Genomic DNA, 23,855 nt, shown 5'->3' with positions numbered 1-23,855 from the left:
ACTATTAATGCTGCGAGAAAATGTAGATAGCGCTTGAATACTTAAGTTGTACTGCACTTAGCTTGCAGCGCCAATCCTACTTTAGAACTAGGCTGTTTGCCTAGTTTGCTAGTAATAAATCTACCCGCTGCAGCTAAAGAATCTAAATCGACACCATGAGAGATGCCAAGCCCATTTAGCAAATAGACTACATCTTCAGTTGCCACATTGCCAGATGCGCCTGCCGCGTAAGGGCAGCCACCTAAACCAGCGACAGCGCTATCTATCACGCTAACACCGCGGTTTAAGGCAACGTAAATGTTAGTTAAGGCTTGGCCATAAGTATCATGAAAATGCACCGCTACTTTTTCTACCGGCACAATAGCTAACACCGCATCTAGCATGGCATTAACGCTGTTAGGTGTACCTACACCTATAGTGTCGCCAAGAGAAATTTCATAACAGCCCATATCCAATAAAGCTTTAGCTACCCGAGCAACCTCACTAGGGGCCACTTCACCTTGATAAGGACAGCCCACGACACAAGATACATAACCTCTTACTTTAAAGCCATCGCGCTTAGCTGCTGCCATTACCGGCTCAAACCGAGCTAAGCTTTCTGCGATACTACAGTTTATATTTTTTTGGCTAAAAGCCTCTGAAGCCGCACCAAAAATAGCAACTTCGCTCGCATTAGCTAATTTAGCCGCTTCATAGCCTTTTAAATTAGGCGTTAATGCCGCATAGGTAATATTCGCTTGGCGGTTTATTCCCGCAAACACCTCTGCTGAATCAGCCATTTGCGGCACCCATTTTGGTGAAACAAAGGCACCACTTTCTATATAACTGTGCCCAGCCGCAGCTAACTGATTAATTAGCTCAATTTTATCGGCTGTGCTAACACTTACTTCATTTTGTAGGCCGTCGCGCGGGCCTACTTCAACCAGTCTAACTTGCTTGGGTAATGTCATTATTCGTCCGCCGTAAAATCAACTAATTCTGCGCCGTCTTGGACTAAGTCACCTGCGGCATAAAATACATCATTCACCGTGCCATCTTGAGTGGCTTTAATGCTGTATTCCATCTTCATGGCTTCCATAATAACCAGTGTATCGCCTGCTTTTACTACAGAGCCTTTGTCTACTAATACCGCTACAACAGTGCCATTCATTGGTGCTGTTAAGTTACCAGCATGCTCAGCACCTTCGCCTTCAGTAGCCACTTCAGTTTGATAAGTAAAATCATAACGTTGATGCTTAATAAACACACTCACAGTATCTTGATATTGGCTAACTTTAACCTTAATCCTATGATTATCTAGCACAGAACTTAAGTGATCAGCTGTTAACTCAGCTTGGCAATTAATGCTCTGAGCGGCCAATTGCAACTGGTAATGTTGTGGATGCTGTTCAATAGTGACTTGTTGCTGTTCTTCGCCGCTTAGCAAGGTAATAATTCTGGTTGGTACTGTATTTAACTGCCAACCGTTGCTCATTTGCCATGGCGTCTGAGTTACTAAATCATGCTTTTGAGAAGCTTGTTGCAACAAGATATATAACGCAGCTAAGGCTAAAGCTTGGCTATGTTGTTGCTGGCTTTGCTCACTAGCCGGAGCAAATAAGCTGTCGTGATGCTGATTAATAAAGTTAGTATCTAGCTGGGCAGCTTTAAAAGCAGGGTGGTCAGCTAAATTGGTTAAAAAGCCAAGGTTAGTGGTCACACCGGCAATTTGGTAATCTTCTAAGGCGCGTAACATACGGTTAATCGCGCGATCACGGCTTTTATCCCAAACAATTAACTTAGCAATCATAGGATCATAAAATGGGCTAACTTCATCGTTTTCAACTACGCCAGTATCAACTCGTACATAACGGCTGGCTTCTGGCTGGCGCAAATAAGTTAACTTGCCGGTAGCGGGTAAAAAGTCATTATCAGGATCTTCTGCATAAACCCGTACTTCAATAGCATGACCATCAATTTGCACTTGGTCTTGGCTTAGCGGCAAGGGTTCACCTGCGGCTATTAAAAGCTGCCAGCTAACTAAATCTTGGCCGGTAATCATTTCAGTAACAGGGTGCTCTACTTGCAGGCGAGTATTCATCTCCATAAAGTAGAAAGAGCCGTCTTCATCAAATAAAAACTCAACTGTACCGGCACCACGATAATCAATAGCTTGGGCAGCTTTAACAGCGGCTTCACCCATAGCTTCACGCTGTTGCTGAGTAAAGTTTGGCGCTGGTGCTTCTTCAATTACTTTTTGATGACGACGTTGAATAGAGCAATCACGTTCTGCTAAATAGACGGCATTGCCGTGATTATCAGCAAAAACTTGAATTTCAATATGACGCGGCTTAGTCAAATAACGCTCTATCAGCATTTTATCGTTACCAAAGCCCGCTGTTGCTTCGCGGCGGGCGCCGGCTAAGGCACTGGCAAATTCATCTTCTGACCACACCACGCGCATGCCTTTACCACCGCCACCATAGGCAGCTTTTAGCAATTGTGGGTAACCTACTTTTGCCGATTCTGCCGCTAGGGTGGCATCAGACTGATCTTCACCGTGGTAACCTGGAACTAAGGGTACACCAGCTTGTTGCATGATGTTTTTAGCCGCACTTTTTGAACCCATAGCGGTAATAGCACTAACTGGCGGGCCAATAAATACAATGTTGGCATCGGCACAGGCTTGAGCAAACTGTTCATTTTCGGCTAAAAAACCATAACCAGGGTGAATGGCTTGGGCGCCACTTTTTTGGGCGATAGCAATAATTTTATCTAAACGTAAATAGGAGTCTTTACTTGGCGCTGGGCCAAGTAAGTAAGCCTCATCGGCCATGCGAACATGGCGAGCATTAGCATCGGCTTCAGAGTAAACTGCGACACAACGAATACCAAGCTTATGTGCGGTATCAATAATACGACAAGCAATTTCACCGCGGTTCGCAATCAGAATTTTTTGAAACATGGATGTTATTCCTTACCTATTCTTCATTTAGCCAGTTAGGTTTGCGCTTAGTTAAAAACGCCGTTAAGCCTTCTTGGCCTTCTGCTGATACCCTAATTTCAGCAATAGCTTGCGTAGTATGAGCTATAACATTATTGCCAATTTTACGATTATAAATATTGTGGATCAGGGTTTTAGCGGCTTTTATTGCTGCGGGGCTATTTTGTAATAAGGTTTGAATAAAATTATCTACAGCAGTATCGAGTTGATCTTGTGCAACAACTTGATGTAATAAACCCATGTCTAATGCCGTATTGGCACTGAAGCGCTCAGCGGTGATAAAGTAACGACGGCTTTGTCTCTCACCTAAGGCGCGCATTACATATGGGCTGATAACAGCAGGAATTAAACCAATTTTAACTTCACTTAAGCAGAAACTAGCATTATCTGTAGCAATAGCGATATCGCAACAAGCCACTAAACCAACAGCGCCGCCAAAAGCTGCGCCTTGCACTAAGGCGATGCTAGGTTTTGGGAAGCGATCCAGTTTGTGCATTAATTCTGCCAGCTCGTCGGCATCGTCTAGGTTCTGTTGATAATCTTTATCAGCCATAGCGCGCATCCAGTTAAGATCGGCGCCAGCTGAGAAGTTTTTACCCTTAGCGTTTAACACTAAAACACGCACAGCATCATCAGAGGCTAAATTGCCTAAAATACTGATCAGTTCAGCTATCATTTTATCGTCGAAGGCATTATGCACTTCAGGGCGGTTTAACGTTAAAGTGGCAACACCGCGCTTATCTATGCTGACTTCTGTGTAAGTAGGCTTCATATATTACTCCGAGAGTATTTTAATTTATTGCTCAAGCATGCTTCATGCATACTAAACGGGACAGCCCTGCGTACATTTTTTTCCTAACACGTCGTAAATACATCCCTGTAGACTCCTTTCACGCCGTCCAGGCGTTCAAAGGTTATGAAAAAAAGTACTGCGTGCTGCCCTGATCAGATTAATCGGCAAATGCGGATGTCCTTTTTACTGTGATCGTTGCAGCCCTGGACGGGCGGAAACGAGCCCCCATGGATGGGTTTACGGCGTGTCACAGTAAAAATGGACGCAGCAGTTGCAGGCTGCTAAGTCCATACCTGCCATTTTAAATTTTAAATTACATTCTAAATACGCCAAACTTAGTCTCTTCAATAGGCGCATTTAAAGCTGCGGCTAAAGCTAAGCCTACTGTCATTCGTGTTTGAGCAGGGTCAATAATACCGTCGTCCCACAAGCGGCCGCTGGCGTAGTAGGGGTGACCTTGCTTTTCATATTGCTCAACAATTGGCTTTTTCAGTGCTTGCTCAGCTTCTGCCGATAAGGTTTCACCTTTACGCGCTAAGCCATCTTTGGTCACCTGTGCCATAACACCGGCAGCTTGTTCGCCACCCATTACGGAAATTCTAGCATTAGGCCACATCCACATCATGGTTGGATCATAAGCACGGCCACACATGCCATAGTTACCTGCACCATAACTACCGCCAATTAACACCGTAAATTTTGGTACTTTAGCGCAACTTACCGCCATCACCATTTTAGCGCCGTGTTTAGCAATACCTTCGGCTTCATACTTTTTACCAACCATAAAGCCGGTAATATTTTGTAAAAATAATAAAGGAATTTTTCGCTGGGCACATAACTCAATAAAGTGGGCGCCTTTTTGGGCTGACTCAGAAAATAAAATGCCATTATTGGCAACAATACCTACTGGATTGCCAAAAATACGGGCAAAACCACAAACTAAAGTCGAGCCGTAATATTGTTTAAACTCATCAAAATCTGAGCCATCAACAATACGGGCTATCACTTCTTTAACATCAAAAGGTTTACGCAAGTCTGTACCAACAATGCCATAGAGCTCTTTGGCATCGTATAGCGGCTCTTGGCTTGGCTTAACATCCACCTTAGTTTGCTGTTGGCGGTTAAGGCGAGCTACACAGTTACGGGCTAACTGCAAAGCGTGCTCATCATTTAAGGCATAGTGATCGGCCACACCTGAAATTTTACAATGGACATCGGCACCGCCTAATTCTTCTGCTGTAACTTCTTCACCCGTTGCCGCTTTAACTAAAGGCGGACCAGCTAAGAAAATAGTGCCTTGGTCTTTTACAATAATGCTTTCATCAGCCATAGCCGGTACATAAGCACCACCAGCCGTACATAAGCCCATTACCACGGCAATTTGTGGAATACCTTTGGCTGACATATTGGCTTGATTAAAGAAAATGCGGCCAAAGTGCAGTTTATCTGGGAAAACCTCGTCTTGACGCGGTAAGTTAGCACCACCAGAATCCACTAAATAAATACAAGGTAAGTTGCAACGCTCGGCAATTTCTTGGGCGCGTAAATGTTTTTTCACGGTTAACGGGTAATAAGTGCCGCCTTTAACAGTGGCATCATTAGCCACTATCATGCATTCAACACCGTTCACGCGGCCGATGCCAGCAACGATACCTGCACTTGGCACGTAGTCGTCATAGCATTCCCAGCCAGCAAATTGACCGACTTCTAAAAATGGAGAGCCTGGATCTAATAGCTTTTGCACTCGCTCACGGACAAACATTTTGCCACGAGAAACATGACGAGCAATAAGGGCTTCGCCACCACCGAGTTTAATTTGTTGCACTTTGCTGTTGAGATCATCGACAACGACTTGCATAGCCGCCGCATTTTTTTGAAATTCCTCAGAGCGAGGATTAATTTTAGACGTAATTTGGGTCACTTAAGTTACCTTACACCAGACTTGGTTCAGCAGACTTGGTTAGCCAAAGCAAAAGCTTTGGCTTGCACCGGACTTTGGGTAACAGCAATGTTACTTGCGCTTATTACCTAGTTTAGTTAGTTAGATTCGTTAAACAATTCGCGGCCAATTAACATCCGGCGAATCTCTGACGTACCAGCACCAATTTCATATAATTTTGCATCACGCAATAAGCGCCCAGTAGGGTACTCATTAATGTAGCCATTACCGCCTAGTAATTGGATAGCATCTAAGGCCATTTTTGTTGCTAATTCAGCAGCATATAAAATAACTGCTGCAGCATCTTTACGCGTTGTTTCGCCGCGGTCACAGGCTTTAGCTACAGCATAAACATAGGCTCTGGCCGCATTCATTTGTGTATACATATCGGCTAATTTGCCTTGAACCAATTGGAATTCACCAATGGCTTGACCAAATTGTTTACGGTCGTGTACATAAGGTACCGCAACGTCCATACAGGCGGTCATAATACCCAGTGGGCCGGCAGAAAGTACAACGCGCTCATAGTCTAAGCCACTCATTAATACTCTTACGCCACTACCTACTTGGCCTAATACGTTTTCAGCTGGTACTTCACAGTCTTCAAATACTAATTCACAGGTATTTGAACCGCGCATACCTAATTTATCTAGCTTTTGTGCTGTGCTAAAACCTTTAAAGCCACGCTCAACAATAAAAGCGGTAATGCCTTTAGAGCCAGCATTAACATCGGTTTTTGCATAAATAACTAATACATCGGCGTCAGGACCATTAGTGATCCACATTTTATTGCCATTAAGAATATATTTGTCGCCTTTTTTCTCTGCGCGCAGTTTCATACTAACAACGTCAGAGCCAGCATTAGGCTCGCTCATCGCTAAAGCACCAACGTGCTCGCCAGAACATAGTTTAGGCAAATATTTTAATTTTTGCTCTTCAGTACCGTTACGAGAAATTTGGTTAACACATAAGTTAGAGTGAGCACCATAAGACAAGGCAACAGAAGCAGAAGCACGGCTAATTTCTTCCATGGCAACAACATGCTCTAAATAGCCTAAACCAGAGCCACCATATTTTTCATCTACAGTAATACCTAACAAGCCTAAGTCGCCAAATTTGCGCCATAAGTCGGCCGGAAATTCATTATCTATATCAATTTGGCTAGCACGTGGTGCTATTTCTTCACGAGCAAAAGCGTTTACTTGCTCGCGGATCATATCGACGGTTTCACCTAAGTCGAAATTAAGGCCTTTATAACTGCTAATCATGTTATTCCCCGTTTGCTCAATCCTGCTGTTTTGGCAGTGTCTGTGGTTTGGTCTCTGCTAAGATATCGCGGCACCGCTTTTCAACAGTTACCAGCTCCATTAGCACAACTTTTATATCATCCATTTGCTGATGTAATTCAGCTTTTTTCTGTTCAATTAACTTCATCATGGTATTTAGCTGCGTTACGCTGCTTTTATCTACATCATAAAGTTCAAATAACTGTCCTGTTTCGGCTAGACTAAAGCCTAAACGCTTACCGCGTAAAATGAGTTTTAAACGCACCCGATCTCTATTACTATAAATGCGGGTTTGTCCTTTGCGCAACGGCGAAACTAAGCCTTGGTCTTCATAAAAACGAATGCTGCGCGTAGTAATATCAAACTCTTTTGCTAGCTCACTAATACTGTAAGTTTTTTCTTCTTTTTTAGTCATATTTGCCTTCTCAAAAACGTTGCAACTATAAGTGAAGTTTACGTAAAGGTAAAGTAAGCCAAAGTAACCATCTAGACTGTAAGCCGCAGCTAATAACAACTGTAAAGCAAAGATGCCATTTTTATCCGCTTAGTTGTACACAGAAATGAACCAAATTAAGCATACACAACCATAGTGTTATAAGGTTGACGTTGGCGTAAACGTAAATTTGGTGTAGGCTCTGAAACAACTTTTTTTATCTATTTTCATTTCAATCAAGTTTGGAGAACATAATGGCGTCTAACAATATCGTAATCGTTGCAGCTCAACGTACCGCTATGGGCGGGTTTATGGGTGGTTTATCAGCGGTTGATGCAACTGTATTAGGTGCAACGGCAATTAGCGCCGCATTAAATCAAGCGGGTATAAAAGGTGAAAACGTTAGCGAAGTCATTATGGGTAATGTGTTGCCTGCTGGTTTAGGCCAAGCCCCTGCGCGCCAAGCAACATTAAAAGCCGGCTTACCCTTATCTGCCGGTGCCACTACTATTAATAAAGTCTGTGGCTCGGGTTTAAAAGCTGTGATGTTAGCGACTGACTTATTAAAAGCAGGTAGCGCCGATGTTGTTGTTGCCGGCGGTATGGAGTCAATGACTAATGCGCCATATTTACTGCCAAAAGCGCGTGGTGGCATGCGTATGGGCCATGGCGAAGTAAAAGATCATATGATGCTAGATGGCTTAGAAAATGCGTATGATGGCAAGGCCATGGGCTGTTTTGCCCAAGAAACTGCTGATGAAAAAGGCATTACTCGCCAGCAAATGGATGCCTTTGCTGTGCAGTCATTAACCCGCGCTCAGCAAGCTATTACTAGCGGTGCATTTAAGGCTGAAATCACGCCTGTTACTATTAAAACCCGTAAAGGCGAGCAGGTTTTTGACACTGACGAGCAACCGGCTAAAGCCAATTTTGATAAAATCCCAACCTTGCGTCCTGCTTTTGCTAAAGAAGGCACTATTACGGCAGCTAACTCTAGCTCTATTTCTGACGGCGGTGCGGCTTTAGTGTTAATGCGTGAAGACGATGCTAAAGCGCAAGGCTTAACACCATTAGTTCGTGTAGTTGCTCATGCTACTAATTCTATGGAACCTGCTTTATTTACTGTGGCACCTGTTGGCGCTATGGAAAAAGTATTAGCTAAAGCAGGTTGGTCTAAGCAAGATGTTGATCTATGGGAAATAAACGAAGCCTTTGCCATGGTTACTATGCTAGCGATTAACGAGCTTGGTTTAGATGAAGCCAAAGTAAACGTTAATGGTGGTGCTTGTGCATTAGGTCATCCTATTGGTGCCTCAGGCGCACGTATTTTAGTTACCTTAATTCATGCTTTACGTCAGCGCGGTTTACATAAAGGTGTTGCATCTTTATGCATTGGCGGCGGCGAAGCTGTCGCCTTAGCGGTAGAAGTAATCTAAGACAACCGCTTAATGATAATTAATTAATTACCTGCCAGCTAAGCCAAAGGCTGGCAGTGCTTCATACAACTAGGAGAAGCTTCATGACAGTACAAGTAAAACATTTTATTGATGGCGAATTTGTTAGCTCTAATAGCGACAAATTAATTGACGTAACCAACCCAGCAACTCAAGAAGTGATTGCTCAGGTGCCTTGTGCTACGCCAGACGAGATGACGCGCGCTATTGAATCGGCAAAAACAGCCTTTTTAACGTGGAAAGAAGTGCCAGTATCAGAGCGGGCGCGCTTAATGATGCGTTATGCGCATTTGCTTAAAGAGCATCAAGCAGAGATAGCAGAAATTATTTGCCAAGAATTAGGTAAAACGGTTGAAGATGCCAAAGGCGACGTATGGCGCGGTATTGAAGTTGTTGAGCAAGCAGCAAATATTCCGTCATTAATGATGGGCGAAACTGTCGAAAACGTAGCACGCAGCATTGATACTTATAGCTATATTCAGCCATTAGGCGTTTGTGCTGGTATTACGCCATTTAACTTCCCTGCGATGATCCCTTTGTGGATGTTCCCGCTAGCTATTGCTTGTGGTAATACCTTTGTTTTAAAACCGTCTGAGCAAGATCCAATGACGGTGAATAAATTAGCAGAGCTATTTGCACAAGCAGGTGCACCTAAAGGGGTGTTACAAGTAGTGCATGGTGCTAAAGAACAAGTAGATACCATTTTGCATCACCCAGATATTAAAGCTATTTCTTTTGTTGGCTCGGTGAATGTTGGTCAGTATATCTACAAAACAGGTACTGATAACTTAAAACGGGTACAAGCTTTTGCTGGTGCGAAAAACCATATGGTTATTATGCCAGATGCGAATAAGCAACAAGTAATTAATGCCTTAGTGGGGGCTTCTGTTGGTGCTGCTGGCCAGCGTTGTATGGCTATTTCGGTCGCGGTATTTGTAGGTGATTCCGCACAGTGGATCCCAGAAGTTGCTGCTGCAATTGGTAAGGTTCGCCCAGGCGTTTATACCGATCCTGAAGCCGCTTATGGCCCGCAAATTAGCCCACAAGCCCGTGCTCGCGTTTTATCATTAATTGAACAAGGTAAAAAAGAAGGCGCTAAGTGTGTGTTAGATGGCTCAAACTGCACAGTTGAAGGTTACCCAAATGGTAACTGGGTAGGCCCTACAGTCTTTACTGATGTCACCGCCGATATGGAGATTTACAAGCAAGAAATCTTTGGCCCAGTATTAACCACTATGCAGGTTGATTCTTTAGATGCCGCCTTAGAAGTAGTTAATGCCAGCCCTTATGGTAATGGTACCTCCATCTTTACCGCTAGCGGTGCTGCAGCGCGTAAATATCAACATAACGTTGAAGTAGGTCAAGTAGGGATTAACATTCCTATTCCAGTGCCTCTGCCGTTTTTCTCTTTTACCGGTTGGAAAGGTTCTTTCTATGGTGATCAGCATGCTTATGGTAAACAAGCCGTACGTTTTTATACCGAAACTAAAACCATAACAGCGCGTTGGTTTAACGATGATATTCCGGTGTCAGGGCCTAATATGTCGATTAATCTACGTTAAAATACACAGGTGAGAGCGGACTTTACTAAACTGACCGTTGCAGGCCAAGGATGGCCGGAATCGAGCCCCAGGGACGGTTCATGGCGTGTCAGTGTGTAAAGTGTGTTCCTCGCTGCCCGGTGCAAGCAACTGCTTCCTCCGGAGCAACACGCAGACCCGCTCGGATCTCCCATCCTCGCTTTTGATAGTCTGTTTAGTTGTTCCGGTTTTGTGTTGTAGTCAGTCTCTGGTGCAGGTTGAAAAGGTTAATACGGTGACGTAAGCAAGCAACGAAGCCGATTGTATAAGCAGGACACTATATGAATTTTAATTTAACAGATGACCAACAAGCCTTTGTTGATCTAGCAAAACAATTTTCTGATCAAGAGCTAGCCCCCCATGCAGCCGAGTGGGACCGTGAGCACTTCTTTCCTAAGGCTGTTATTCAAAAAGCTGGTGAGCTAGGTTTTTGCTCGCTTTATACCCCAGAGCAATACGGTGGTATGGGCTTATCACGGTTAGACTCCTCTATTATTTTTGAACAGTTAGCTATGGGCTGTACTGCTACAACGGCCATGCTCACTATTCATAATATGGCAACTTGGATGATAGCCAATTGGGGCACAGATACAGCTAGAGGCGAATGGTTAGATAAACTCGTCACAGGCGAAAAATTAGCATCATATTGTTTAACCGAACCAGGTTCAGGCTCTGATGCCGCCAGTTTACGTACAAGCGCTAAAAAAGACGGCGATGAGTATGTGCTTAATGGCTCAAAAATGTTTATCTCAGGTGCAGGTGAAACAGAAGTACTTGTTGTTATGGCCCGTACTGGTGACGCTGGCCCTAAAGGAGTTTCGGCCTTTGTGGTTCCAGCTGATGCCAAAGGCGTTATTTACGGTAAAGCGGAAGAAAAAATGGGCTGGAATGCTCAGCCAACTCGGTTAATTACCTTTGAAGATGTGCGTATTCCGGCTCATAACTTATTAGGTAATGAAGGGGAAGGTTTTGGCTTTGCCATGAAAGGCTTAGATGGCGGTCGTATTAATATTGCTACTTGCTCTATAGGTACGGCGCAGCAAGCTTTAAATACCGCACGTAATTATATGTTAGAGCGGCAGCAGTTTGGCAAGCCTTTAGCTGCATTTCAGGCCTTACAGTTTAAACTTGCTGATATGGCAACTGAGCTGGTTGCTGCGCGTCAGTTAGTGCGTTTAGCCGCCTTTAAATTAGATCAACAAGACAGCGAAGCTACTGCTTATTGCGCTATGGCGAAACGTTTTGCCACCGATGTTGGCTTTAGTGTTTGCGATCAAGCCCTGCAGTTACACGGTGGTTATGGCTATATCAAAGAATATCCATTAGAGCGTCACTTCCGTGATGTGCGAGTACATCAAATTTTAGAAGGCACTAATGAAATCATGCGTTTGATCATTGGCCGTCGTTTGTTAGATCAAGCTGCTGCTGATATTTTATAATCAGCATGCAAACTAATAGTCAGTAAACACTGACTATCGGTAACTTGCCACAGCAAATGTTTATGTTTTTGCTGTGGCCTAGATAAGGAAACATCATGGCACAGTTAAAACTAGAAAAGCGTGGTCATACCGCATTAATTACTATTGCTAACCCTCCTGCAAACACTTGGACCTTTGAAACTTTAACCCAATTGCGTGACGCTGTTAAAAGCCTAGATGAAGACAAAAATATCTATGCTTTGGTTATTACCGGTGAAGGTGAAAAGTTTTTTAGTGCGGGCGCCGATCTTAAATTATTTGCTGATGGTGACAAAGCTGTGGCTAGCGATATGTCTCGGATCTTTGGTGAAGCCTTTGAAACCTTAAGTGCTTTTAGAGGGGTATCTATAGCGGCTATTAATGGTTATGCCATGGGCGGTGGTTTAGAAGTCGCTTTAGCCTGTGATATTCGTATTGCCGAGCAACAAACTATAATGGCATTACCTGAAGCAAAAGTAGGCTTATTACCTTGTGCTGGCGGTACTCAAAACCTAGCTTGGTTAGTCGGCGAAGGTTGGGCTAAGCGAATGATTTTATGTGGCGAGCGAGTAAACGCTGAAAAAGCCTTACAAATCGGCTTAATTGAAGAAGTTGTCGCTACCGGCGCTGCTTTAGATACCGCTTTAGAGTTGGCGGATAAAGCAGCAGAGCAAAGCCCTCCTGCAGTTAGCGCTTGTAAACAGCTAATCCAGCAGGCCCGTAAAGGTACTATGCATAGCGCCTTGCCTTTAGAGCGTGAATATTTTGTTGGTTTATTTGACACTAAAGATCAAGTTGAAGGCGTCACCGCATTCTTAGAAAAGCGTAAACCCAATTGGATTAATGGATAAGCAAATGACAGACGTAGTTAAATATGTAGAGCTAGATACCCATAATGGCAAAAAAATTGGCGTTGTGACGTTAAACAGCGAAAAGTCATTAAATGCGTTAAGTTTGCCAATGGTTGAATCCATGCTGCCGCAGTTAAAGCGCTGGCAGGCCGATGACAATATTTGTTTGGTTTTTATGCAAGGTGCTGGCGAAAAAGCCTTTTGTGCTGGTGGCGATATTCGTGACTTATACCAGGCCATGCAACAACAACCGGGCGAATATGCACCAGAAGTAGAAGAGTTCTTTGCTAAAGAGTATGAGTTAGATTACCTAATTCATACTTTTGAAAAACCGGTATTGGTTTGGGGTAACGGCATTGTTATGGGCGGCGGTTTAGGCTTAATGGCTGGCGCATCGCATAGAGTGGTTACGGCTACTAGCCGGATAGCCATGCCAGAAATGGCCATTGGCTTATATCCAGATGTTGGTGCAAGTTGGTTTTTAAACCGTATGCCTACAGGCTGTGGTTTATTTTTAGGCTTAACAGGTGCTTCAATTAATGCCGCTGATGCCAAGTTTATTGGTCTGGCGGATCATTTTGTTACTAACGAACAAAAAGAAGCCTTAATGGATAAACTCTTAACCGTAAAATGGGGCGATACAGTTATATTGAACCATCAAAAGTTAAGTGACATCCTGCGCACTGAAGAAGATCAGTGCCGTAGCCAAATGCCATTAAGCCATATTCGTCCTTATCAAGATGAAATTGCTGCATTAGCCACTAAAACTGACTTAGCTCAAGTTATGGCTAGCATTAATGCTATTGAGGGTGAAGAAGATAAATGGCTAGATAAAGCTAAAGCCTCTTTAGCCTATGGTAGCCCAATTACTGCACATATAGTGTTTAAGTTATTGCAGTTAGGCCAAAGTAAAATTTTAGCCGATAGCTTTCGTTTAGAGCTTGGCTTAAGTGTGCAATGCGGTAAATTAGGTGAATTTGCCGAAGGTGTTCGCGCCTTATTAATAGATAAAGATCACCAACCAAAATGGCAATATAAAACGGTTGCCGATGTACCGGCTGAAATAGTGACTGAGTTATTCCGCTCGCCATGGACTGCAGCTGCACATCCGCTTCGTGACCTTGGACAAATAGAAGATTAAAAGGATCCTAAGATGGCAAAAGTCGCTTTTATAGGCCTTGGTAATATGGGTGGCCCTATGGCTATCAATCTTGCTAAAGCCGGACATCAAGTAACCGCCTTTGATTTATCAGCAGCAGCCTTAGCCCAAGTAAAAGCTGAAGGCGTAGCCAGCGCAGGCTCGGCAAAAGCAGCGGTAACCGATGCAGAGTTTGTTATTTCAATGTTGCCTGCGGGTAAGCATGTTATAGGTTTATACCTAGGTGAACAGGGTTTAGCTAAGCATATTGCTAAGTCTGCTTTGGTTATTGATTGCTCGACAATTGATGCAGACAGTGCCCGTAAAGTTGGCGCTGGCCTAGCTGAGCACGGCATTGCTTTTATTGACGCGCCTGTTTCAGGAGGCGTGGGCGGCGCGAAAGCGGGTACCTTAACCTTTATTACCGGTGGTGAGCCTGCTAACTTTGAGCGTGCTAAAACAGTGCTAAGTGATATGGGTAAAAACTTGTTTCATGCCGGTGAAGTAGGCGCAGGCCAAGTGGCTAAAATTTGTAATAATATGCTGCTTAGTATTCTTATGGCGGGAACGTCAGAGGCATTACAGATGGGCATAGATAACGGTTTAGATCCTAAAGTGTTATCAGATATTATGCTTAAAAGTTCGGGCCGTAACTGGACGCTAGAGCTATATAATCCTTGTCCTGATGTAATGGAGAATGTGCCATCATCTAATGGTTATCAAGGTGGATTCTTAGTTGATTTAATGGCGAAAGATTTAGGCTTAGCTCTAGAAGCCGCCTTACAAAGCAATAGCAGCACGCCAATGGGAGCCTTGGCGCGTAGTTTATATGTAACTCACCAGCGCGCAGGTAATGGCAAGCTAGATTTTTCAAGCATTTTTAAGATGTTTGAGAAGAAAGCTTAGTAATAAACTGCGAGTAATGGCTGCTACTGCATACATTTTTTCTGTGACACGCTATAAACCGTCCATGGGGCTCAGTTCCGGCCATCCATGGCCTGCAATGGTCACAGAAAAAAGTATATCCGTATCGGCTTATATTACTCTGCGGCTATTTTGATAAAGAATCTAACTTCGTTTTTAAATAAATTACAGCATCTGTGTATGTGCTTTATGTCAGGACTGTTGCAGCCCTGGATGGGCGGAATCAAGCCCCCATGGATGGGTTTACGGCGTGTCATGACATAAATGCACGGAACAGATGCGTTGTTCGGAGAAATTGCTAATGCAATTAAAAGACAAAACCATCGTAATTACAGGTGGTGCTCAAGGCCTAGGTCTTGAAATGGCACGTATGTGTGCTGCAGAAGGCGCAAAATTAGCGTTAATCGATATGAATGCCGAGCAATTAGCTGCGGCTAAAGCCGAATTAGCAGCAAGTACCACGGTAAATACCTATAGCGCTAACGTTGCAGATGAAAGCGAAGTAGAAGCAATCTTTAGCCAAATCGATAATGATTTTTCAGGTATTGACGGCTTAATTAATAATGCCGGTATTTTACGTGATGGCTTATTATTGAAATATAAAGACGGTGAAATTCAAAGCAAAATGTCACTGCAACAATTTCAGTCGGTTATCGATGTAAACCTAACAGGCGTCTTCCTGTGTGGCCGTGAAGCTGCAGCCATAATGGTAAAACGTCAGCGTAAAGGCGTTATTATTAATATGTCTAGCGTCGCACGTAGCGGCAATATGGGCCAAACAAACTATGCAGCCGCTAAAGCGGGTGTCGTGGCGATGACAGTGACTTGGGCCCGTGAGTTAGGCCGCTATGGTATTCGTGTTGCTGCTATAGCGCCTGGTGTTATACGCACAGCAATGACAGATGCCATGAAACCGGAAATGCGCGAGCGTTTAGAGAAAATGAAACCGGTAGGCCGTTTAGGCGAAGCCAGTGAAATTGCCCATACCGCTAAATATATCTTTGAGAACGACTTCTACACCGGCAGAGTGGTAGAAATTGATGGCGGTATTAGCATGTAATGGTTTTTACTGCTAAAACTGTGTTATCAAAGGCGCATTGAGCGCCTTTTTTATTGCTGATATCTTAACTTAAATATAAGGATCTAAGATGAAACTGTTAGTGAGCTGTTTATTTGGCAGTATTTTACTGTTAAGCCCTGTATTTGCTATGGCTGATGATAAAGCTGATTTAACCGCCTTACTATCGGAGTTTCTCGATGGTGCAACCCGCAATGATGCCAGCATTCACAATAAGTTTTGGGCTGATGAGCTTATTTATACTAGCTCTAGCGGCAGCCGTTTTGGTAAAGCAGAGTTGATGCAAGGCGTTAATAGCAGCGGCATGATAGCGCCCGACAATATCGAAACACTGTATAGTAGTGAAGACGTTAGCATAATGCAGTATGGTGATACGGCTGTTGTTGCCTTTGTCTTAGTGGGGCGTTCAGGTGCTAAGACTCAGCGTTATTTAAATAGTGGCACCTTTGTTAAACGTAATGGCCAATGGCAAGCCGTTAATTGGCAAGCAACAATTAAAGCTGCAACAAAATAGCAGCGCTCAACTATTCACAGCTTGTTGAATCAAGGGTTATTGAGCGCTAGGCTGATATTGTCTACAATAGCCCACTTTTATTTACTTTAGGTTTACTATGAACGACACAAAAACGCGTCCAGAATTACCGGATCACTTATCAGGAAACCCTCGTAGCCCGCATCATGTAGCAGAAATTTTTGAGCACAGCGTAGGCATTAAACTTAACGGCAAAGAGCGTTTTGATGTTGAAGAGTATTGCATCAGCGAAGGCTGGGTAAAAGTGGCATCACCTAAAGCGCTAGACCGCCGTGGTCAACCTTTATTAATTAAGCTTAAAGGCACTGTTGAAGCTTTTTATAGCGAATAGTGGCTAATTCAGAGAGTCTCAGCAATACAAAATGCGGCTAACTGCAATGGTTAGCTGCTATTAAAAGTTATTAAGCTAAGGAGAGCGACTGGATGAAAAAGCTGTTAATTATAGTCCTAATAGGCTTAGGGCTTTACCATTGGTTAGATGCAACACCAACTAAAACGCCGCCAGTACAGAATAGCGCTCCAGTCCAACAAGCCAAGCTACAAGCTATTCAAAAAAACACCTCAGAAAATAGTGCGATAAAGCAAGCTTTTATCAATCAGCAAAGTAAGGTTCAAGTTCAAGGCTCAGGAAGTGTGATTAGAGTATTAGCGGACGACAATAAAGGCTCCCGCCATCAGCGCTTTATTTTACAACTTGCTGATGGTCAAACCTTATTAATTGCCCATAATATAGATCTAGCGCCAAGAATTAATGGATTAGCAAAGGGCGATACTGTCCAGTTTTATGGCCAATATGAATGGAATAATAAAGGTGGTGTGGTGCACTGGACCCACCATGACCCTCAAGGCCGTCACGTGGGTGGTTGGTTAAAGCATAAAGGCAGCATTTATCAATAAGTTTAATGGTGGGTTATGACATCACCAAAATCGTTATCTGACAATAAAGTAGGGATCTGGGCAAATATCCGGCCACTTTTAGTATTAAGTCCGCAAAAGCGGCCATTTGGCATTCATCTTACTGTCGCTTTATCTGTTGGTATACCCGCTCTTATTGCTGTTTGGCTTAATCATTTTGCGCTTGGGGTGATGGCAAGCTTAGGTGGCTTGGCCAGCTTGTATATCAGGCAAACGCCTTTGCCACATCGCATGGTGACTATGGCATTAGTGACCTTTGGTTTTTCTGCTAGTTTTACCTTAAGTCTGTTAGCTGGCTTTAATCCTTGGGTGCTAGTGCTGGCACTGTTTTTTGTCTCATTTTTAGCGACTTTTATTTGCCGCTTTTTTGTTGTGCCGCCACCTGGCAGTTTCTTTTTTATTATGATCGCTTGTGTTGCCAGTGCCGTACATTTTGATTTGTCATTAGTGGCACAAAGAGCAGGATTGCTGTTATTTGGTTGTTTTGGTGCAAGTTTATTAGCGCTTATTTATAGCTTAGTACAGCTAATGGCTGGCAATAAGTATGGCCTAGTGGCCGCTGAGCCAACCGAACCTAGAGTGGCGGCAATTTTTTTAGAAGCGGCAACCATAGCTAGTTTTATTGCTATCAGTTATTTATTGGCTTTATGGTTTGGTTTTGATAAACCTTATTGGGTGCCGATTTCTTGTTTGGCAATCCTCCAAGGTGCTAGCTTTCGGACGGTGTGGCAACGAAAAGTTCATCGTATTGTTGGCACCGCCATAGGTATGGGCTTAGCTTGGGTTATTTTCTCGTTTAGCCCTAATGCTTGGACATTAGCACTATTAATTATGGGACTAAGCTTTTTAACGGAAGTCTTGGTTACTCGAAATTATGGGCTAGCGGTTATTTTTATTACGCCGCTAACTATTATTCTAGCGGAAGCCAGCAGCGTCGCTCAGGATCTTAATTGGTTATTAATGCTGCGAATGAAAGATGTAATACTCGGCAGCGTTGTGGGCTACATAGGTGGCTGGTTTTTGCACCAACCACGGCTTTACATTTATATAGAACAGCGCTTGCTTCGGTTACTCAGTAAATAGCCATAGACCTAAAAAGCTATTTTTAGTACAGCCTTAAAGTTACTAGCTATTTATCGAGTTTATACTCTAACTATTTTACCGTTTTGCCTTTCGCTTTGATCTCTGCTTTATTTACTTGATACCAGATTAATGTTACCTTATCGCGATTAATTTGATATTGGTAAGACCAATTTACACAAGCGCATCTTAAGGACGTTTTTTTACTTAATGGCCGACTTTAAAATTAAACCCGCTAAGCTGTCCGATAGGATAGTTGAACAGCTAGAGAACATGATGCTTGAGGGCACTTTTGCTGTTGGTCAACGGCTGCCTGCTGAACGTGAATTGGCAGAGATGTTTGCAGTATCACGCCCTTCATTGCGGGAAGCGATCCAAAAGCTTGAAGCTAAAGGCTTAGTTAGTCGTCGCCAAGGTGGTGGGACTTATGTTAGCCAAAACTTAACTCAAGGTTTAACCGATCCTTTATTTGCATTAATTGCCCGTCATCCAGAGTCGCAGTTTGATTTACTGGAGTTTAGGCATGCCTTAGAAGGAATTTGCGCTTACTACGCTGCTTTACGCGGTACAACGGCCGATTTTTCGCAGATTAAGCGTTATTATGAAGCTATTTGTGGCGCGCAACAGTTAAATGATTTAGATAGCGAAGCTAAAGCTGTTGCTAACTTTCATTTAGCAGTGGCTGAAGCCTCACATAATGTGGTGTTACTGCATTTAGTGCGCGGTTTAATGCCATTAGTAGAAAAAAATATTCGTATAAACTTGGATCACTTGCAGCAAAGAGACGGCATAGTTGACCAATTAAATCAGCACCGTCAACGTTTAATGCTGGCGGTAATTAACGGCGAACCTGAACAGGCGCGTCAGGCCAGTAATGGTCACTTAGCCTTTATAGAAGAAGCCTTGTTAGAGATAGGTAAAGAGCGATCGCGGTTAGAGCGTTCTTTACGGCGTACTCAGCAAAGTTAACTCGGTAAAGCTTTAATATGAATAACTTTAACGCTTATATAAAGCACAGCATAAGCGTAAATAACCATAGGAAACCTCGATATGTCTGAAGTCAGTAAAGTTGACATCGACGCGCTAGAAACCAAAGAGTGGCTAGAAGCGTTAGAATCGGTTGTTCGCACTGAAGGGGTAGAGCGGGCTCAGTTCCTGCTTGAGCAAGTGCTAGATCAAGCGCGTTTAGATGGTGTGGCCATGCCAACAGGTGTGACGACAAACTACATCAATACTATAGCGCCGCAACAAGAGCCAGCGTACCCAGGCGATGTTAACTTAGAAAGACGTATTCGCTCAGTTGTCCGTTGGAACTCTATAATGATAGTGCTGCGTGGCTCGAAAAAAGAGCTAGATTTAGGTGGCCATATGGCATCTTATCAATCGTCAGCGGCATTTTATGAAACCTGCTTCAATCACTTTTTCCGCGCGCCTAATGAACACGACGGTGGCGATTTAGTCTATTACCAAGGCCATATTTCACCGGGTATTTATGCCCGTGCTTTTGTTGAAGGCCGCTTAACTGAAGAGCAATTAGATAGCTTCCGTCAAGAAGTAGATGGTGCAGGCTTACCTAGCTATCCGCACCCTAAATTAATGCCTGAGTTCTGGCAATTCCCTACTGTTTCTATGGGTTTAGGTTCTATTTCTGCAATTTATCAAGCGCGCTTTTTAAAGTATTTAAATGGTCGTGGCTTAAAAGACACCACCCAGCAACGGGTTTATGCCTTCTTAGGCGATGGTGAGATGGATGAGCCAGAATCACGCGGTGCTATTTCCTTTGCTGCCCGTGAAAAACTAGGCAACTTATGCTTCTTAATTAACTGTAATTTACAGCGCTTAGACGGCCCAGTTATGGGTAACGGCAAGATTATTCAAGAATTAGAAGGCTTATTCCGTGGCGCAGGATGGAATGTTATTAAAGTTGTTTGGGGCCGTGGTTGGGATAAATTATTAGCTAAAGACACTACAGGTAAGCTGTTGCAGTTAATGAACGAAACTATTGATGGTGATTACCAAAGATATAAAGCTAATGATGGTGCTTATGTTCGTAAAAACTTCTTTGGTCGTTATCCAGAGACTGAAGCTTTAGTTGCAGATATGACAGATGAAGAAATCTTCGCCTTAAAGCGCGGTGGTCATGAACCTTCTAAGTTATTTGCAGCCTTTAAAGCAGCTCAAGAGTGTACTGATAAACCAACGGTTATTTTAGCTAAAACCGTAAAAGGTTACGGTATGGGTGAAGCGGCTGAAGGTAAGAATATTGCTCACCAAGTGAAAAAAATGGATATGACCCACGTATTGCAACTGCGCAAACGTTTAGGGCTTGAAGATTATATTACTGAAGAGCAAGTAGCAGATTTACCTTATATTAAATTGCCAGAAGGCTCGCCAGAGTTAGCTTATTTACATGAGCGCCGCCAAGCATTAAAAGGCTATACGCCTAAGCGTTTACCTAAGTTTAGCCAAAAGTTAAGCTTACCGGCGTTAAGCGAGTTTAGTGGCTTACTAGAAGAGCAAAAGCGCGAAATTTCAACTACTATGGCCTTTGTCCGGATGTTAAATATCTTATTAAAAGATAAAAACATTGGTCAGCAAATTGTGCCAATTATTGCCGATGAAGCTCGTACTTTTGGTATGGAAGGTTTATTCCGTCAAATTGGTATTTATAATCCAGGCGGTCAAAACTACAAGCCAGAAGATCACTCAGTGTTGTCTTACTATAAAGAAGATACTGCCGGTCAAGTATTACAAGAAGGTATTAACGAGCTGGGTGCTATGTCATCTTGGGTAGCGGCAGCCACCTCTTACAGTACCAACGATTTACCGATGATCCCGTTTTATATCTATTACTCTATGTTTGGTTTCCAACGTGTCGGTGATATGGCGTGGATGGCCGGTGATCAGCAAGCCCGTGGTTTCTTATTAGGTGCTACTGCCGGTCGTACTACCTTAAACGGCGAAGGCTTACAGCACCAAGATGGCCACAGCCATGTCTTAGCCAGCACAGTACCTAACTGTATCTCTTATGATCCTACCTACTCTTACGAGCTAGCGGTAATCATTCAAGATGGTATAGAGCGTATGTACGGCGAGAAGCAAGAAAACATTTATTACTACATCACAGTAATGAACGAAAACTACCATCACCATGCTATGCCTGAAGGGGTAGAAGAGGGTATTCGTCGTGGTATTTATAAGTTAGAAACCTTAAATGGCGACCGTGGTAAAGTTCAGTTACTTGGCTCAGGCACCATCTTAAAAGAAGTGCTCAAAGCGGCAGATATTCTAAGCAAAGATTATGGCGTTGCCTCTGATGTGTATTCAGTAACTTCTTTTAATGAGCTAGCCCGTGATGGCCAAGATGTTGAGCGCTTTAATATGCTTAACCCTGAAGCTGAAGCTAAAACAGCTTATATCGCTACAGTGCTAAATAATACACCAACTATAGCCGCAACAGATTATATGAAGAACTATGCCGAGCAAGTTCGCGCTTACTTACCCACTAGCGCATATAAAGTGTTAGGTACTGATGGTTTTGGTCGCTCTGATAGCCGTGAGAATTTACGCCGTCATTTTGAAGTAAATGCCAGCTATATTGTGGTTGCAGCATTAAGCGAACTAGTTAAGCAAGGCGAGTTGAAACCAGCTGTAGTAGTGGATGCCCTGAAAAAATTCGGCATCGATAGCAGCAAAATCAACCCGCTATACGCATAAGAGGATTGCAAATGACTATTGAAATTCAAGTTCCGGATATTGGTGCTGATGAAGTTGAAGTCACTGAGATCTTGGTTAAAGTTGGCGATAGCGTTGCTGTTGATCAAACCATACTCAGCGTTGAAGGCGACAAAGCGGCAATGGAATTGCCTGCCTCTGCAGCAGGTGTAGTAAAAGAGATTAAGGTTGCTGTTGGCGACATGGTAAAAACCGGTAGCCTGGTTATGGTATTTGCAGCTGATGGCGACAAAGCCGATGCTAAAGCCGATAACAAAGAAGAAAGCAAAACCGAAACTAAGTCTGAAGCTACAGAATCAGCAGCTAAGCCAGCAGCTGAAGCTAAAGCGACCACTAGCTTAGAAGATATTAATGTACCTGATATCGGCGGTGATGCCGTTGAAGTAACTGAAGTACTGGTTAAAGTTGGCGATACTGTGTCAGCTGATCAGTCAATACTCAGTGTTGAAGGCGACAAAGCGGCAATGGAATTACCCGCGCCTATGGCGGGTACAGTAAAAGAAATTAAAGTGGCTGTTGGCGATAAAGTGTCTACTGGCAGCTTAATGATGGTGTTTGAAACCTCAGCACAAGGCGCACCTGCGGCTAAGCCAGACTCAAGCGCTAAACCTGAGGCCAAGCCTGAAGCGAAAGCTGCTACAGAAACGGCTAAAGCCGAGCCAGCTAAAGCTGCAGCACCAAGCAGCCCAGCGACAGATGGCTTTGTTGAAAACAAAGAATATGCGCATGCGTCACCAGTAGTACGTCGTATTGCTCGCGAATTTGGCGTTAACTTAGCCAAAGTTAAAGGTACAGGCCGTAAAGAGCGGGTACTAAAAGAAGACGTACAAAACTACGTTAAGCAGCTAGTTAAGCAAGTAGAAAGCGGTGCTAGCACGGGTGGCTCAGCGTCTAATATGGGCTTTGATTTAATTGCTTGGCCTAAAGTTGACTTTGCTAAGTTTGGTGAAGTGGAATCTAAGCCATTATCGCGAATTCAAAAGCTATCGGGTGCTAACTTGCATCGGAACTGGGTACGTATTCCGCATGTAACCCAATTCGATGAAGCTGATATCAGCGGCTTAGAAGATTTCCGTAAGCAGCAAAATCAATTAGCGGAAAAGAAAAAGCTGGGCGTTAAGTTCACACCTTTAGTCTTTATAATGAAAGCAGTAGCTAAGGCATTGGAGGAGTTTCCAACCTTTTGCAGCTCGCTGTCTGATGATGGTGCTAGCTTAATTTTGAAAAAATATATTCATATTGGCATAGCGGTTGATACGCCAAATGGCTTAGTAGTGCCTGTAGTACGTGATGTAAACAAAAAAGGCATTATTGAGCTATCTCGTGAGTTGCAAGAGATCTCGGCTAAGGCCCGTGATGGCAAGTTAACAGCGGCCGATATGCAAGGTGGCTGCTTTACTATCTCTAGCTTAGGCGGTATTGGCGGTACGGCGTTTACGCCTATTGTTAATGCGCCAGAGGTGGCTATTTTGGGGGTGTCTAAATCAGATATGAAACCAAAATGGAATGGTAAAAAGTTCTTACCAGCCTTAATGTTACCGTTAAGCTTATCTTACGATCACCGTGTTATAGATGGCGCTTTAGCTGCACGCTTTACCGCAACTTTAGCGGGCTATTTAGCGGATATTCGTCAGATTATTATGTAATAGCTATATAAGCGTTATATAAGTGCTTATA

The 23,855-nt window shown here is 43.5% G+C and carries 20 protein-coding genes; 14 read left to right on the top strand and 6 right to left on the bottom strand.

Annotated elements, in window-relative coordinates; translation table 11 throughout:
• Positions 1-41: 41 nt before the first annotated feature.
• The 6 genes from RDV63_RS12530 to RDV63_RS12505 all read right to left on the bottom strand — a co-directional run bounded on the left by RDV63_RS12530 (position 42) and on the right by RDV63_RS12505 (position 7,416).
• Positions 42-950 carry a hydroxymethylglutaryl-CoA lyase gene (locus tag RDV63_RS12530; protein WP_313909839.1) on the bottom strand — a complete coding sequence of 303 codons (909 nt, stop codon included), beginning with the start codon at positions 948-950 and terminating at the stop codon, positions 42-44.
• Entirely contained in the window at positions 950-2,944 is a 1,995-nt protein-coding gene (locus RDV63_RS12525; protein ID WP_313909837.1) for an acetyl/propionyl/methylcrotonyl-CoA carboxylase subunit alpha, read from the bottom strand. The genes RDV63_RS12530 and RDV63_RS12525 overlap by 1 nt, the downstream gene beginning before the upstream one ends.
• A 16-nt stretch (positions 2,945-2,960) precedes the next feature.
• The gene (locus RDV63_RS12520; RefSeq protein ID WP_313909835.1) at positions 2,961-3,755 is read right to left on the bottom strand and encodes an enoyl-CoA hydratase/isomerase family protein; all 795 of its coding nucleotides are present in this window, start codon (positions 3,753-3,755) and stop codon (positions 2,961-2,963) included.
• A gap of 334 nt (positions 3,756-4,089) precedes the next feature.
• On the bottom strand, positions 4,090-5,634 hold the full coding sequence (locus RDV63_RS12515; RefSeq protein WP_409934861.1) for a carboxyl transferase domain-containing protein: 1,545 nt from the start codon (positions 5,632-5,634) through the stop codon (positions 4,090-4,092).
• 179 nt (positions 5,635-5,813) lie between these two features.
• Complete coding sequence (locus tag RDV63_RS12510; protein ID WP_313909832.1) at positions 5,814-6,983, bottom strand: isovaleryl-CoA dehydrogenase; 1,170 nt, start codon at positions 6,981-6,983, stop codon at positions 5,814-5,816.
• Between the two features lie 16 nt (positions 6,984-6,999).
• The gene (locus RDV63_RS12505) at positions 7,000-7,416 is read right to left on the bottom strand and encodes a MerR family DNA-binding transcriptional regulator (RefSeq protein WP_313909831.1); all 417 of its coding nucleotides are present in this window, start codon (positions 7,414-7,416) and stop codon (positions 7,000-7,002) included.
• Positions 7,417-7,688: 272 nt separating this feature from the next.
• Here RDV63_RS12505 and RDV63_RS12500 point away from each other — a divergent pair, with 272 nt between their 5' ends.
• From RDV63_RS12500 to aceF, 14 genes are all read left to right on the top strand, one after another.
• Entirely contained in the window at positions 7,689-8,870 is a 1,182-nt protein-coding gene (locus tag RDV63_RS12500; protein ID WP_313909829.1) for an acetyl-CoA C-acyltransferase, read from the top strand.
• An 83-nt stretch (positions 8,871-8,953) separates the two neighbouring features.
• A complete protein-coding gene (locus tag RDV63_RS12495) occupies positions 8,954-10,450 on the top strand; it encodes a CoA-acylating methylmalonate-semialdehyde dehydrogenase (RefSeq protein ID WP_313909827.1) in 1,497 nt (498 codons plus the stop codon).
• A 299-nt stretch (positions 10,451-10,749) separates the two neighbouring features.
• Positions 10,750-11,907, top strand: a complete 1,158-nt coding sequence (locus RDV63_RS12490; RefSeq protein ID WP_313909826.1) for an acyl-CoA dehydrogenase family protein — start codon at positions 10,750-10,752, stop codon at positions 11,905-11,907.
• A gap of 95 nt (positions 11,908-12,002) precedes the next feature.
• Positions 12,003-12,776 (top strand): enoyl-CoA hydratase, encoded by a 774-nt coding sequence (locus RDV63_RS12485; RefSeq protein WP_313909824.1) that lies wholly within the window; start codon positions 12,003-12,005, stop codon positions 12,774-12,776.
• A 4-nt stretch (positions 12,777-12,780) separates the two neighbouring features.
• Positions 12,781-13,917 (top strand): enoyl-CoA hydratase/isomerase family protein, encoded by a 1,137-nt coding sequence (locus RDV63_RS12480; protein ID WP_313909823.1) that lies wholly within the window; start codon positions 12,781-12,783, stop codon positions 13,915-13,917.
• Positions 13,918-13,929: 12 nt separating this feature from the next.
• Positions 13,930-14,820 (top strand): 3-hydroxyisobutyrate dehydrogenase, encoded by an 891-nt coding sequence (mmsB, locus tag RDV63_RS12475; RefSeq protein WP_313909822.1) that lies wholly within the window; start codon positions 13,930-13,932, stop codon positions 14,818-14,820.
• A 319-nt stretch (positions 14,821-15,139) separates the two neighbouring features.
• The gene (locus RDV63_RS12470; protein WP_313909821.1) at positions 15,140-15,898 is read left to right on the top strand and encodes an SDR family oxidoreductase; all 759 of its coding nucleotides are present in this window, start codon (positions 15,140-15,142) and stop codon (positions 15,896-15,898) included.
• Positions 15,899-15,986: 88 nt separating this feature from the next.
• On the top strand, positions 15,987-16,430 hold the full coding sequence (locus RDV63_RS12465; RefSeq protein WP_313909820.1) for a nuclear transport factor 2 family protein: 444 nt from the start codon (positions 15,987-15,989) through the stop codon (positions 16,428-16,430).
• A gap of 97 nt (positions 16,431-16,527) precedes the next feature.
• On the top strand, positions 16,528-16,779 hold the full coding sequence (locus tag RDV63_RS12460; RefSeq protein ID WP_313909819.1) for a DUF3297 family protein: 252 nt from the start codon (positions 16,528-16,530) through the stop codon (positions 16,777-16,779).
• Positions 16,780-16,871: 92 nt separating this feature from the next.
• Complete coding sequence (locus tag RDV63_RS12455; protein WP_313909818.1) at positions 16,872-17,345, top strand: DUF3465 domain-containing protein; 474 nt, start codon at positions 16,872-16,874, stop codon at positions 17,343-17,345.
• Between the two features lie 15 nt (positions 17,346-17,360).
• Entirely contained in the window at positions 17,361-18,446 is a 1,086-nt protein-coding gene (locus RDV63_RS12450) for an FUSC family protein (protein ID WP_313909817.1), read from the top strand.
• A gap of 207 nt (positions 18,447-18,653) precedes the next feature.
• A complete protein-coding gene (gene pdhR, locus RDV63_RS12445) occupies positions 18,654-19,412 on the top strand; it encodes a pyruvate dehydrogenase complex transcriptional repressor PdhR (protein ID WP_313909816.1) in 759 nt (252 codons plus the stop codon).
• 81 nt (positions 19,413-19,493) lie between these two features.
• Positions 19,494-22,160 carry a pyruvate dehydrogenase (acetyl-transferring), homodimeric type gene (gene aceE, locus RDV63_RS12440; RefSeq protein WP_313909815.1) on the top strand — a complete coding sequence of 889 codons (2,667 nt, stop codon included), beginning with the start codon at positions 19,494-19,496 and terminating at the stop codon, positions 22,158-22,160.
• A gap of 11 nt (positions 22,161-22,171) precedes the next feature.
• A complete protein-coding gene (gene aceF, locus RDV63_RS12435) occupies positions 22,172-23,824 on the top strand; it encodes a dihydrolipoyllysine-residue acetyltransferase (protein ID WP_313909814.1) in 1,653 nt (550 codons plus the stop codon).
• Positions 23,825-23,855 lie beyond the last annotated feature (31 nt).

Source organism: Rheinheimera sp. MMS21-TC3 (genome assembly GCF_032229285.1).
Classification (GTDB): domain Bacteria; phylum Pseudomonadota; class Gammaproteobacteria; order Enterobacterales; family Alteromonadaceae; genus Alishewanella.
Note: the sequence above shows the minus strand (reverse complement) of the source record. Positions and strands in the feature narration are given on the sequence as shown.